Annotated in this window: 10 protein-coding genes; 2 read left to right on the top strand and 8 right to left on the bottom strand. The window is 62.6% G+C overall.

Features of this window, described 5'->3' with window-relative positions; all coding sequences use genetic code 11:
* Positions 1-44: 44 nt before the first annotated feature.
* The 3 genes from ACA062_RS17010 to ACA062_RS17000 are packed head-to-tail and all read right to left on the bottom strand — an operon-like array spanning position 45 to position 5,520.
* On the bottom strand, positions 45-641 hold the full coding sequence (locus ACA062_RS17010; RefSeq protein ID WP_497452144.1) for a glutathione S-transferase: 597 nt from the start codon (positions 639-641) through the stop codon (positions 45-47).
* The gene (locus ACA062_RS17005; RefSeq protein WP_497452143.1) at positions 638-4,279 is read right to left on the bottom strand and encodes an SbcC/MukB-like Walker B domain-containing protein; all 3,642 of its coding nucleotides are present in this window, start codon (positions 4,277-4,279) and stop codon (positions 638-640) included. The genes ACA062_RS17010 and ACA062_RS17005 overlap by 4 nt, the downstream gene beginning before the upstream one ends.
* Positions 4,276-5,520 carry an exonuclease SbcCD subunit D C-terminal domain-containing protein gene (locus ACA062_RS17000; protein ID WP_497452142.1) on the bottom strand — a complete coding sequence of 415 codons (1,245 nt, stop codon included), beginning with the start codon at positions 5,518-5,520 and terminating at the stop codon, positions 4,276-4,278. The genes ACA062_RS17005 and ACA062_RS17000 overlap by 4 nt, the downstream gene beginning before the upstream one ends.
* Before the next feature lie 303 nt (positions 5,521-5,823).
* Between ACA062_RS17000 and ACA062_RS16995 the strand changes: the two genes are divergently transcribed.
* Positions 5,824-6,513, top strand: coding sequence for a lytic polysaccharide monooxygenase auxiliary activity family 9 protein (locus ACA062_RS16995; RefSeq protein ID WP_497452141.1), 690 nt, complete (start codon positions 5,824-5,826; stop codon positions 6,511-6,513).
* A complete protein-coding gene (locus tag ACA062_RS16990) occupies positions 6,514-7,194 on the top strand; it encodes a fibronectin type III domain-containing protein (protein ID WP_497452140.1) in 681 nt (226 codons plus the stop codon).
* A gap of 130 nt (positions 7,195-7,324) precedes the next feature.
* On the opposite strand, the gene ACA062_RS16985 is transcribed toward ACA062_RS16990, so the two are convergent.
* The 5 genes from ACA062_RS16985 to ACA062_RS16965 are packed head-to-tail and all read right to left on the bottom strand — an operon-like array spanning position 7,325 to position 13,196.
* Positions 7,325-8,956 (bottom strand): BatD family protein, encoded by a 1,632-nt coding sequence (locus tag ACA062_RS16985; RefSeq protein ID WP_497452139.1) that lies wholly within the window; start codon positions 8,954-8,956, stop codon positions 7,325-7,327.
* A complete protein-coding gene (locus tag ACA062_RS16980; RefSeq protein ID WP_497452138.1) occupies positions 8,953-10,692 on the bottom strand; it encodes a VWA domain-containing protein in 1,740 nt (579 codons plus the stop codon). The genes ACA062_RS16985 and ACA062_RS16980 overlap by 4 nt, the downstream gene beginning before the upstream one ends.
* Positions 10,689-11,768 carry a vWA domain-containing protein gene (locus ACA062_RS16975; RefSeq protein WP_497452137.1) on the bottom strand — a complete coding sequence of 360 codons (1,080 nt, stop codon included), beginning with the start codon at positions 11,766-11,768 and terminating at the stop codon, positions 10,689-10,691. The genes ACA062_RS16980 and ACA062_RS16975 overlap by 4 nt, the downstream gene beginning before the upstream one ends.
* A complete protein-coding gene (locus tag ACA062_RS16970) occupies positions 11,761-12,255 on the bottom strand; it encodes a DUF4381 domain-containing protein (RefSeq protein WP_138966836.1) in 495 nt (164 codons plus the stop codon). Before ACA062_RS16970 ends, ACA062_RS16975 begins: the two co-directional genes overlap by 8 nt.
* Positions 12,252-13,196 carry a DUF58 domain-containing protein gene (locus ACA062_RS16965; protein ID WP_497452136.1) on the bottom strand — a complete coding sequence of 315 codons (945 nt, stop codon included), beginning with the start codon at positions 13,194-13,196 and terminating at the stop codon, positions 12,252-12,254. The genes ACA062_RS16970 and ACA062_RS16965 overlap by 4 nt, the downstream gene beginning before the upstream one ends.
* Positions 13,197-13,198 lie beyond the last annotated feature (2 nt).

Here is a 13,198-nt window from a genome sequence, read left to right as displayed (position 1 = left end):
CCTTGCAGACGCATTCGCCGGCAAGCCGGCTCCTACAGAAGCGGTTATTTTTGCATCACGCCAGTGAACAACTCCGATTCCAGAAACCGCTGCAACCAGGCCTGCAAACGCCGATAGGGCGTCTGTGCGAACCACTCGCGATCGACATGGGCGAATTGCCGCACGAACGGCATCAGCGCCACATCCGCCAGACTCGGATGCGCTGCCAGCAAATAATCGCGCCCCTCCAGCAACTCATCGAGCCGGCGTAGAAATACTTCTCCCTCGGCGCGATAAAACGCCATCGGGTGCTCGGGATAACGCTCGGCGTATTTGTAGCGATTCAGATGCAGCTTGAACACCTGATCGTTCGCTTCGATCAGCTCGGCGATGCACTGCTGCCCAACAGGATCATCCTTGAGCAACCAGTCCTGCGGATCGTTCTGTGCCAGGGCCCAACGCATGATCTCCAGACTTTCATCGATCACCTGACCGCCAGCGCTCAGCACCGGCACCGTGCCTTTGCTCGACAATGCGAGCATCTGGGCGGGTTTGGCCTTCAGGCTGACCTCGACAATGTCCACGGCAACCGCGCAATAGCGCAGGGCCATGCGCGCCCGCATGGCGTAGGGGCAGCGGCGGAACGAATACAGGGTATTCATTTTACCTCCAGGGTGCTCAGGCCGTTGCCCTGGCGGCGGACCTGAATCTGCACCGGAATGCGCTCATGCATTTCCTGGACGTGGGAAATCACCGCGACCTTGCGTCCCTGGGCCTGCAAGCCGTCGAGGGCGTCCATGGCCAGTTGCAGGGATTCCGGGTCGAGACTGCCGAAGCCTTCATCGATGAACAGCGATTCGATTTTCAGCGTGCTCGAGGCCATCGATGCCAGGCCCAATGCCAGTGCCAGCGAGACCAGGAACGTCTCGCCGCCGGACAACGAATGCACCGAACGCAGTTCGTCGCCCATCTCGGTGTCCATCACCAGCAATCCCAACATGCTGCCGCCGCGTTTCAGGCGATAGCGCCGCACCAGCTGGCGCAATTGAACGTTGGCGTGATGCACCAGCAGGTCGAGGTTGTAGGCCTGCGCGATCTTGCGGAAGGTATCACCGGTGGCCGAGCCGATCAGTGCATTCAAGCGGGCCCAGCGCTGATATTCGGTGTACGCGTCGGCGATCTGCTGCGCCAGGGCCTGATTGGCGTTCTGCCGGCGTTGATCCTCGGCCTGTTCGGCACGCAGTTCGGCGCACTGGTGTTCGCTGGCGGCCGCCAGGCTTTGCAATTCGGCAAGCGCCGTGGCCAGCTGCTCTGCGTCGAGATTGCCGTTGTGCTGCGCCTGATGATCGAGCAGCCGCTGATCGCGCTCCTGCAGCAGCACTTTGGCCTGCTCGACGGCTTTTTCGCTGTGTTGTAATTGCTGGCGCAGCGTCTTGACCTGCTGGTCGTCGACGCTCAGCAGGTTTTCCAGGCCGCCATCATCCAGTTCCGGATGCAAGGCGCGCCAGTCTTCGATTTTGCCGCGCAAATCCCGATCTTCGGTCTCCAGCGCGAGCAGGCGTTGCTGCTGCGCCTTGAGCTCGGCGGCCAGTTGCACCAGGCCCGTGCGCACGCTTTGCAGTTCCTGACTGGCCGTGGCTTCGCCCGTGCGCGCCTGTTCCACGGCCTGGTCGAGTTGCTGTTGCCACTGCTCGGCGCTCGTATGCTGGCCGAGCAATTGCGCCAGTTGCTGCTGGCAAGTCTGTTGCTGCTCTGTGATGACCGTGAATTGTCGCTGCGCGGCTTCCAGCTGCTGGACGCGGGTCAGTTGGCGATCTTGCTCTTTTTCCAGCGTTTGCTGGCGCAGTTGCTGTTCGCTGAGTTCGTCACGCTGCTGATCGAGTTGTGCCAGGCGCTGGGCGATCTGTTGGTCGAGCTGCATGAAGGTGGCAGCGGGTTCGTTGCGCAAGGCTTGCAGCGTTTCGGCCGGGAGCAGGGTACTGAACGCGGTCAGCTCTTCGTCCATACGCTGGCGATCACTGCTCAGCGCCTGTTGCTGATGACTCAGGAGCTGGGTCGCCTGCTGGCTCGCCGCTTCGGCGCTGCGCAACTGCTGTTGCAGGCGTGCGGCATCCTGTTGCAGGGTGAGCAGGGCGGATTGGCGCTGTTCGTCCTGACTGATGCTTTGGTTCAGCTGACTGTTTTGCTGAGTCAGCCAGGCGTCGCGCTTGAGCGCGTCCTGAGCCAGCAACTGCGTTGAGAGCGGATGCGCTTCGAGGCTTGGCGCCAGGCTCTGTTGCTGCGCGGTGAGGTGCTCCTGCTGTTGCAGAAATTCCCTTTGCTGAGCAATCAGGCCGCCGACTTCAGCGCGCAGGTCGGTCAGTTTTTCCTTGAGCAGGTCGACCGCCTTCTGGGCGTTGGCCTGTTCGCTTTCATCGTGCCGGCCGAGACTTTGCAGCAGGGCTTCAGGCTGATGGTAAGGATGATCAGGGCTGCCGCACACCGGGCAAGGCTGATCATCCTGCAGCTGCTCGCGCAACTCTTCGACGCTGGCACTGCGGGCCAGACGCTGGCGCTCCAGCAGTTCGCGGGTGACGGTCAGGGTCTGTTCGGCGACCGTCAATTGGTTTTTGGTGTTCACGCCGTCCTGGGTCAGGCGATCACGTTCTTGCTGCGCGGTTGACTGGCGCTGTTGCAGTTCGGCGGCACGCTTGTCGAGTTCCTGCTGGCTGGCCCACAGTCGTGTCAGCTCTTCAAATGCGCGCAATTGCTTGCGGTTGTCCTGCAGCAGGTTGCCCAGCAGCTGGATCTGTTCCGCCACGGCTTCCGGTTCGGCACCGGCTTCTTTGTACAGCACTTCCAGATGCTGCTTTTGCGCCGCCAGTTCTTCGGCGGCGCGGGTGGCGCCCTGTTCCAGGGCGGCCAATTCGGCCTGGCCCGTGTTCAGGCGATTGCCCACCAGCATCAGCTGCTGCAGACGGTCGCGATAGGCGTTCCAGGCCTCGCTGAGCGGTGCCAGATGGCGGCTTTGTTCAAGCTCCGCGGCGATTCGCTGCAGACGTGCGGCCACTTGCTGTTGTTGCTCAAGCAAGCCCTGGATCTTTTGCTGTCCTTGAGTGCAGGCCAGTTGTGCCTGTTGCTTGAGGTCTGCACTCTGAGCGGCTTCCCTGTTCAGGCGGGCGAGGGTGCTTTGCTCTTCAAACGCCTGGCGCAGCAGCGGCGCACAGGCGCTGTGCTGGCGTTGGGCTTCGATCAGCGCGGTCTGCGCAGCCGCAACGCTGAGTTCGAGTTGCGCTTGCCGTTCGCTCAGCTCGGCTTGCTGGCGGGTGGACTGCTCGATCTGCACGGCCAGCGGCGTGAGCTGGGCGGTAAGCTCGGCCTTGCGCGCGAACTGGTGCCGTTGCGGCGCCAGTTGCTCCAGCCGGGTCAATGTCAGACGTTCGCCAGCCAGACTGTCCCAATGCTGTCGGGCGCTGGTCAGTTGCTCGGTGGCGCTGTGTTGCGCGTCCTGCAACTGGCGCAGGTCCTTGAGCCAGGTGTGTTGCAATTCAAGCTGTTTGAGCTGCGCCTGTTGCGTCTTGAGTTGCTGTTGCGCCTGGTTGAAACGCTCATCCAGCTCCGTCCGGGCTTGCGGCGACAGCGGCGTGACCCCGGTGGCCTGGTCCTGCAGCAGCTTGTGGGTTTCCCGGGCTTCCTTGGTTTTGTCGAAGGCGCGGCGACCGAGACGGGTGTACAGCGCGGTGTCGGTGAGCTTCTCCAGGAGCTCGCTGCGTTCGTTGTCGTTCGCTTTGAGGAAGGCACTGAACTCGCTTTGGGCGAGCAGCACCGCCCGGGTGAACTGCTCGAAATTCAGGCCCAGCACCGATTCAAGCTGGATTTTGAATTCGACTTTCTGGCTGGCCAGCAGTTGATCCTGATCGATATCGCGCAAGCTTTGGCGACTGGCTTGCAGTTTGCCGCCGGCCTTTTCCCGAGCGCGATTGGCTTCCCAGCGTGCACGGTAACGGCGGCCGTCAATGCCGACGAAATCCACTTCGGCATAACCTTCACCGGTGCCGCGACGCAGCAAGGTGCGCGGGTCGCCGGTGCCGATTTCGCCATCGGCGTCCGGTGCCTTGGCCGACGTCTGTGCATTGCTCAAGCGCGGCACAGCGCCGAACAACGCCAGGCACAAGGCATCGAGCAGGGTGCTTTTACCCGCGCCGGTGGGGCCGGTAATCGCGAACAGACCGGCGCTGGCCAGCGGTTCAGCGGTGAAGTCGATCTCAAACGGACCGGCCAGCGAGGCGAGGTTCTTCAGGCGGATCGCAAGGATCTTCATGGTTGTTCGCTCTCCATCTGCACGTCCTGCAATAACTCTGCAAAGTCCTTCAGCGTTTGCTCATCGACCTCGCTGCCATAGCTGTCCTGCCACGCTCGGCTGAACAATTCCTGGGGCGTGAGCTGGTCCAGTTCGACCAGCGTCGTGCCGTCATCGACGCCATCGCGGCTGCCGTTGCCGGCGTATTCCGCGGCGATGCGCACCAGGCGCACGGCTTTGCCTTGCAGGGCGCTTTCGACTTGATGGCGCAGATCGGGTTGCGGCTCATCCAGGCGCACCCGGACTTCCAGCCAAGGCTGGCGATGAATGTCGGCCAGCAGGTCGATGTTTGGCAGGTCGGCCAGTTGCAGCAGAATGTCGGCCAACGGCGCCGGTCCGATGCGCTGCAGATTCACCGCGCGGGGAATCAGCTTCGGTTCGACGCTGACCAGGGTTTCGCCGTCGAGTATGACGTCGAGAATCTGATGCTGATAACCGATCTCGGAAAACGACAGCGGAATGGGTGAACCGCTATAGCGGATGCGCTCTTGCGCATTGACCTTCTGCGGCTTGTGCAAATGCCCGAGGGCGACGTAGCTGATGCTCGGCCCGAACAGGCTGGCGGGCAGTGCTTCGGCATTGCCGATGATCAGGCTGCGTTCGGAGTCTTCCGACACCGAACCGCCGGCCATGTGTGCGTGACTGATGGCGATCAGCGCCTGACCCCGTTTGCGCTTGGCATTGGCGGCTTCGATCAGCCATTCGTGAACCTGGCCGATCCCGCGCAGGTAGTTGTCGCCCAGATGCGCGCCGGTGACTTCGGCCGGGCGCAGGAACGGCAGCGCCAGGCACCAGGCGACGGTCTTGCCCTTGGCATCCGGTAATGGCAACAGCAGCCGCTCGGCGTCGAGTTGACCGTCGTCCAGCCACAGCACCCGACCGAGGGCATGCGTGCGCAAACGACGCATCAACGGCGCGGGCAGTTCAATGCGCGAGCCGGAATCGTGGTTGCCGGCGATCATCACGATGGTCAGCTTGGGCTGCTGCTCGTGGGCGCTGACGATGAAATCGTAAAGGCGTTCCTGGGCTTTGACCGGCGGATTGACCGTGTCAAAGATATCGCCGGCGATCAACAGCACATCGGGCAGGTCTTGCTTGAGCTGGCGCAGCAGCCAGTCGAGGAAACAACCGTGCTCGAAATCACGGTCCTGGCCGTGCAGGTTCTGCCCGAGGTGCCAGTCGGAGGTGTGAAACAGACGCAAGGCGAACTCCGTAGGAATAAGGTAATGGCCGCCAGGAAAATGATGACGGCGAAAGGGGTGAGAGTTTAAAGGCAAAAGACCGGGGATGTTGAACGCTTTGACAAGTAGTGTGAGGTCGCATCGGCCGGGCAGGTGTTCGGCTTGGCCTTGACCGTGAGCATGAGTAGTTGGGAAAACCTACGTACGGTCATTCGAACTGACAGTTTTGACAGTATCCGTGGCGACGAGTCTGTTGCTTAATAATTCCTGAGCTTCGCCCTATCAGCGCAGGAATTAACGGCTCACTCAAAATGGAGAAACATCATGTCGCAGCGTCAATCAAACATTATCAGTAGAGACAACACTCCACGTTATGGTCATATCTTTTCCCCGGCGTCCAGGGCGTGGTTTGAATGGGATGCGGGCAGGCTCGATGAAGGGGCTTTGAATCAACGCGAGTCCGGAAAGTTCTTTCCGCAACGTTTGGCGGGGCTTAAAGATGCTTTCGCCAAAGACGACGAATTAAATGCCGCACCACCGCCTGACGGCAAAATTGCCAGTGCCAATCAACTCACCGGCGCACAGCTGGATGCGCCAGGTAGCCACTGGATAAAACACGATGTGCGCAGCGGTGAAACACTGGATGTTTCGTGGGATTACAGCGCCAGACACGCTACCCGGCGCTGGAATTATTTCCTGACGAAAGAGGGTTGGGATCCTGAAAAGGTCCTGACACGCGACCAGTTCGAAGCAGAGCCGTTTTACACGGTGCAAATCAATCTGCAACCGCATTGGACTCATGAGGAGGAAATGCTACCCCCTAAACCGACCACACATCCGGTCCCGCTGCCCAAGCGTGAGGGTTACCACGTGATGTTGGCTGCTTGGGAAGTGGCCAACACTTCGATGGCGTTCTATCAGGTTGTGGATCTGAAATTTTTGCCATCTGACGGAGGAGGTGAACGTCCCGAAACGCCGACCGGGCTCACCGCTGAGAACGTCACTGACAAGTAGGTGACACTGAAATGGAATGCGGCAACGGGTCCACGCCCTATTGCGTCCTACCGTATTATGCGTGACGGGACCCTGTTGGTTGATGTTGATGCGCCGCTTCTCACGTGGCCCGATAACAGCGTGAAGCCAGAGACCAAGTACAACTACACCATCTGCGCCATCGATGATCGCGACAATGCCTCGGCGCCAAGCCGGCCAGTTCAAGTGCACACGTTGCCAGAGGGTGGCGAGGGGCCTACCGCACCGACCAACCTGCACAGCATGGGCCAGACAGCGCGAAGTATCAGCCTGATGTGGGAGGCATCCATCGGCTCGGCGCCGATTGTGAATTATCTGATCTACCGTGACGGCATTGAAATCAAATCCGTAAGCGCCAATCAGACGGCTTACGAGGATACCGGCCTCACGCCCTCTACCCGATACCGCTATGTTGTGAAGGCGCGTGACCTTAACGGCAAGCTGTCATCGTCGAGCAATGAACTGAGCGCTGATACGCAGGGTGAGGGTGAGCATAAGGAATGGAAGCTCGATACACGTTATGAAAGAGGCGAGCTTGTGAGCTACGTCGACAAGAACTGGTCCTGCATTCAAGCGCACACTTCGTACACAACCGATTGGGCGCCGGGGCAGGAATCAAGCGTGACGCTCTGGCAGGAAGAAGGGAAAAAGAAGAAATCTTGACCTGATGGCTGGAGCGTTGATGGTGTTTGCTTCGCACTGACCCATCGCAACAAAGATCGCAGCCTGCGACGGCTCCTGCCCTGAAGCGTATTTCAATGCAGGAGTTGCCGCAGGCTGCGATCGTTTGATCTTATTTTGGATAAAGCGGCGGCAACCCGCTGTCGCCCACCGGATCATGCACCCGATCGGCAATCGGGATCGCCTTGATTGCCCGCCACAGATCCTCACCTTGCCAATGCTGGCCGGTTTCGCTGTAGAGCGCGCCGTTCAGCCCGTCGAGGGCGTCGGACAGCGGTACGAAGCGGGCGGCCATGTCGGCCAGGGTTTCCGGTTGTTGCCGCGCCCAGGCGTCGAGGGCCTGGCGCGTGGCGTGGGTGTCATTGGCCTGACAGGCGCGCTTGAGGTCGTCAAGCACGGTGCGCGGGCTCGGGCCGGTCTGCGCGACACGCAGGATCGCCGGCTGCCAGCGGGCGCGCCACCACAGGCCGAAACCCAGCACAGTGCTGCAGGCGAGGAGCAGGGTGCTGAGTTTCCAGCGCCAGAGTGTTTGGCTGTCGACGGCGGAAATGATGGGTGCTGTGCCGGCCGGGGTGTCGACCAGGCTCGGATTGTTCGCCACTTGCAGGGCCTGGGCCGGCAGGCTGCTGTGTTCCAGGTGATCCTCGAAGGTGTTCCACCAGGTCACTTCCACCGCAGGCAACTCGATGGCGCCGCTGCGAGTCGGCACCAGGGCTTCGCGGTCTTCGCGACTGCCGATCAGGCCGCGCTCGCTGTTCTGGTTGCCCAGCACCGGTTGATCCGGGTAGCGCCGCAAGCCGTTGACATCGGTGGCGGGCAACGGCGGCAATTGCGAACTGGCCAGGCCCTCGGCTTTCACGGTCAGGCGGCGGGTCAGGGAATCGCCCACCTGCGCGTGATCCGGTTGCGGGTTCCAGCTTTCGCTCAGGCTCAGGCTTCGAGCCGGCAGCCAGGGCACATCGGCCGGGTAAGCGTCCGGTTTGGCCTTGACCGCCAGCATGACCTCGGAGGAGCTGACGCGCATCAGCTTGCCGGATTTCGGTACCTGGGAGGTGGCGTCCACCAGGGCGGCATTGAAGATCTGCGCCGGAATGATCAATGCACCACTGTGTTGCGGGTAGATCGCGTAGCGCATTTCGATCACGCCGTGGCGCAGGCCATTGATGTCTTTCTCATAGGTGCGCGACTCGCCCAGTTGCTCGATGCGCACATCGGCGATCTGCAAGGGCGGCAGGCTGCTGTCGTCGTACAGCGAAACCGAATGGTAGATCCGCAGGGTCAGGATCGCCTGGGCCTGAACGTACACGCTGTTTTGATCGAGGCTGGCGTCGATGAACACCGGGGCCAGTTTTTGGCGGCTGTCCTGGGTCTCGCTCTGGACCACTTGCAGGGTGATCGGCTGGCTCTGCACCTCGCCCAGTTGCAGCGACGCAATCTCCACGCTGCCGGTCTGCCGAGGCAGCAGGGTGATGATCCACCGGGTGGTCGCACGGTTGTCGCCGTCAAGGGTGGTCAACTGGTTGACCTGACGGGTGCCGCGGACGTCGAACTGTGGCTCCAGCGGCGTCAGGTCAGGCTTGCCGAACTGCGTCATGTCAGTGGTTTCCAGGGTCAGTTCGACCGTCTCGCCGGAGTTCAGGCGACTGCGATCCACACTGGCGACCAGCTCCGCGGCCTGGGCCTGAACGGTGCAGAACAACAGGGCAGGCGGCAGCGCGAGCATGGAGAGGGTGAAGCGGGTCATCGAGTTTTTCCCTGATCCTGATGTTGTTGCTGTTCGTACCAGAATTTGCGCCTGAGCAATTCACCCGGGTTATCCGGGATCTTGCGCAGCCATTGCTCCAACGCCTGGCGCTGTTCGCCATCGATGCTGTCAGTGGCCGGGCGCAGGGGCGGCCTGGTGTGTTGTTCATCCCCCAGCTCACTGCCGGGGACATCGTTGGTACCCGGTTTTGGCGGCGTCGCCGACGGCTGCCCGGCATCTTCCGCGGCCTGTTGGGCGTCGGTTTGCGGTTCGCCGTTGCCCGACGATCGAGTGGCCGCGCCGGGCGGTGGTTGTTGCTGGCTGGCCTGGTTTTCGTCGCCCGGGTTTTGCTCCGGCTTGACCGGCGGCGGGGTGTTTTTCTGCTTGATCAGATTTTCCACCAGCGCCTTGTTGGTCAACGCCGGGCGTAAATCCGGCTGACGTTCGAGCGCCTGTTCGTAAGCGTCCAGCGCTGCTTCCAGCTCACCGCTCCTGGCCAGGGCGTTGCCACGATTGTAGTGGGCGTGGGCGTCGTTGCCTGCGGCGAACCGCTGAGCGGCGCCACTGTAGTCGCCGGCCTCGTACAGCGCCACGCCCTGCCATTGCAAGTCGGCGAAATGCTGTGCGGCCTCGGCCGGGCGCTTCTGGTTGAGCAAGTGCATACCCTGTTGATCCGGCCGCAGCCACAGGTCTTCGAAGTCGAAGGCGTAGCCGGGTTGCGGCAGCAGCAACAGCAGCGGCAAACAGAACAGCCAGCCGCGGCGACCGGCGCAGGCTGCCAGCAGCAACAGCGGCAATAATAGCCAGTAACCCTGATCGGCCCAGGCGTCGAGGCGCACGGTCTGGCCGTCATTGATCAGTGCGCGCGGGCCGTCGAGCAGGCCCAGCGCACGCAGGTCGGCATCGTCCAGACGCGCATGGCGATAGCGCCCGTCCAGTGCACTGGCGAAGGCTTTGAGGCCGGGTTCGTCCAGATACGGCACCAGAATCGCGCCCTGGGCATCCTTGAGGAAACTGCCGTCCTCTTGCGTGATCGGCGCCCCTTCGGCGGTGCCGATGCCGAGCATCAGCAATTGCGTCGATTTGCCCTCCAGTGCCTGACGGATCCCTTGACGTTCCTGTTCGGTCAGGGTCGAACCGATGAGCAGGATCCGCCCCTCGCCGAGAGCAGCCTGATTCAGCAGGGCAAGGGCCTTGGCCACCGCCAGGTCGGCGCGATGGCCGGCCTGGGGCATCAGCGACGGCTTGAGCGCTTCCAGCAGATTGCGGCTGGTGGACAGGTCATCCGACAGGGGCACCAGGGTGTGGGCGCTGCCGGCGTAGACGACGATGGCGGTCTGGGCATCGCTGCGGTTTTGCAGCAGGTCGAACAGCTTGCGCCGTGCCTGTTCCAGGCGGTTTGGCGTGACGTCGGTGGCGAGCATTTCCGGGGTCAGTTCCAGGATCACCACCAGCGGATCGGCCGGCTTCTGACTGGGTTGCTCGACACGTTCCCAACCCGGTCCCAGCAATGCCAGGATGGTCAGCACCCACGCCACGCCCAGGGCGACCCATGGCAGTTTGCTGTTGCGACCGCTGCCACCACTGAGCAATGTCGCATGGAAGGCCGGCGGCAGAATCATCTGCCAGCGCCCCGCACGTTTCTGTCGGTGCCAGAGTTGCCACAGCAGCCAGCCGAGCAGCGGCAACAGCAGCAGCCACCAGGGGCGGAACCAGAAGGGCCAGAGCGCACTCATCGGCGCCTCCGCAGGCGCAGGCGGTTGAGGCGCCGGCGCCAGTCGGGCAGTTGCGATTGCAAGAACAGATCCTTGGTAAACAGGCGCTGCAAGGGGTTGTCCGGCCAGAGCTCGCGGACCACCAGCAACATGCTCAGCAGCAATGCCATTGCCAGCGGCCAGTGATACAAGGCCTGGGCCGGACGCGCCTGGGTGGGTTGTTGCGTCACCGGCTCGAGTGTGTCGAGCATGTCCTTGATCGCCTGCAGCTCCTTGCCATCGCGCGCGCGGAAGTATTGGCCGCCGGTGGCTTTGGCGATGGCTTTCAAGGACGGCTCGTCGAGGTCCAGGCTCGGGTTGATCCCGAGAAAACCGAGTGTGCCACTGTCCTCCGGATCGGCACCGATGCCGATGGGGTAGATTTTCACCCCTTCGAGTGCCGCCAGCCGCGCCGCCGTCAGCGGGTTGATTTCGCCGCCGTTATTGGCGCCGTCGGTGACCAGAATCAGCACGCGACTCTGCGCCGGGCGCATGCGCAGCCGCTTCAGGGCCAGGCCAATGGCATCGCCGATCGCGGTGTTCTTGCCGGCGATGCCGATTCGCGCTTCGTCGAGCCAGACCCGCACGGTGCGCCGGTCAAAGGTCAGCGGTGCTTGCAGGTAAGCCTGGCTGCCAAACAGGATCAGGCCGACCCGATCGCCTTCGCGACCTTCGAGGAAGTCGCCGAGTAACTGCTGGACCAATGTCAGGCGGCTGACCTCGTCGTCCTGCCAGCGCATGTCGGGAAAGTCCATGGAGCCGGACACGTCCACCGCGACCAGCAGGTCGCGGCCGCTGGCGGCAATCGGCAGCGGCTCGCCGAGCCATTGCGGGCGGGCCGCGGCGATCAGCAACAACAACCACAGCAGAATGAACGGCGCTTGTTGGCGCCAGGCCGGCAGGTTGGCTCGGGCGCGGCGCCGGGCCAGGCCTTCGAGGTCACTGAGGAAGCTGACCTTGAGCGCCGGCTCGCCACTGTCCGCCACCGGCAGCACCACGCGCAACAGCCAGGGCAGTGGCAGCAGGGCGAACATCCACGGCCAGGCGAATTCAAACATGCTTGCGAATCCAGGTATCGACCGCTTGAGTCAGGCCGGCGATGGCCTTGTCGTCGAGTTTGCATTCAGGTTTGTAGGCGCCTTCGACCAGCACCATCCAGCGGGTCAGGCCGGCAGCCGGGCAGCGGTTGTCGAGAAAGGCCAGCCATTTGCGCCCGTTCAGGGTGTGGCTCTGGCTGTACGGGTAGTGGTTGCGGCACAGGCGCTTGAGCAAACCGTTGAGTTGCTGCAGCCAGGCACCGGCCGGTGCGCCGTCGTAAGGCTTGGGCATCAGCGCGAGCTCGGCCAGGGCCGCGATGCGCACCGGGTCCAGCGGTTGTTCGGCGCGCACGACGGGGCGGTTGTCGGGAAGCAAGCGTCGTAATTGCCACATGCCGAAACCGAGCACAGGCAGTAACAGCAGCAATAACCACCAGCCCGGCGCCGGTGGCCAGAATTCGATCGGTGGCGGCGAAATCAGCGGTTGCAGTTGCTCGAGGCTGCTCATCGGCTTTTCCCCGGACGTTCTGGGTTCAGGTACTCGCGCAGTTGTTCGACCATCTCGCTCTGCGTGCTCAACGGCATCAGCAGCACCCGCAGTTTCTGCGCCAGCAGTTCCCAGCGAGCGACGCGTGCCTCGGCCTGGGCGCGGTAAGTCTGGCGCAGGTCGAAATTGAGGGTGTCGAGTTCCAGTTGCGCCCCCCGTTCCGCGAAGCGCAGCAGCCCGGCGGCGGGCAGGGCATGATCCAGCGGATCGGACACCGGCAGCAACAACAGGTCGCAATGGCGCGACAACAGGCTCAGCTGCTGTTCGGCGCCCTCGGTCAGGGCGCGTTCGTCGCAGATCACGATCACCAGGCTGCCGGGACGCAGGACTTCCCGGGCACGGCGCAGGGCAATGTTGAACGCGTCACGGTCCGGCTCGGTTTCGGTGTGCAACGACTGATTGACCCGCACCAGGCGGTTGAGCAACTGCAGCAGGCTCTGCTTGCTGCGCCGTGGCTTGATCTCGTAATGCTCTTTGTCGCCGAACACCAGGCCGCCGACCCGGTCGTTATGGCCCAGCGCCGCCCAGCCGATCAGACTGGCGGCCTGGGCGGCGAGGACCGATTTGAACATCAGCCCCGAACCGAAAAACAGCCGGCAGCTTTGCTCGACCATGATGAAAATCGGGCGCTCGCGTTCTTCGTGGAACAGCTTGGTGTGCGGTTCCTGAGTGCGGGCGGTGACGCGCCAATCGATGCTGCGCACGTCGTCGCCGGCCTGATAGACCCGCACCTGGTCGAAATCCACGCCACGGCCACGCAGTTTCGAATGGTGCAGGCCGATCAGCGGGCTGCGCTGGCTCGGCGTTGAGAACAGTTGCACTTCACGCACGCGATGGCGCATTTCGATCAGCTCGGCGAGGCTGACACGGATGCCCGGTTCGGACGGCAGGGGGGTAGTCATCG

The sequence above is a fragment of the Pseudomonas sp. LBUM1679 genome (assembly GCF_059695565.1).
The sequence above is the reverse complement of the archived record's forward strand: the minus strand, read 5'-3'. Positions and strand labels throughout refer to the sequence as shown.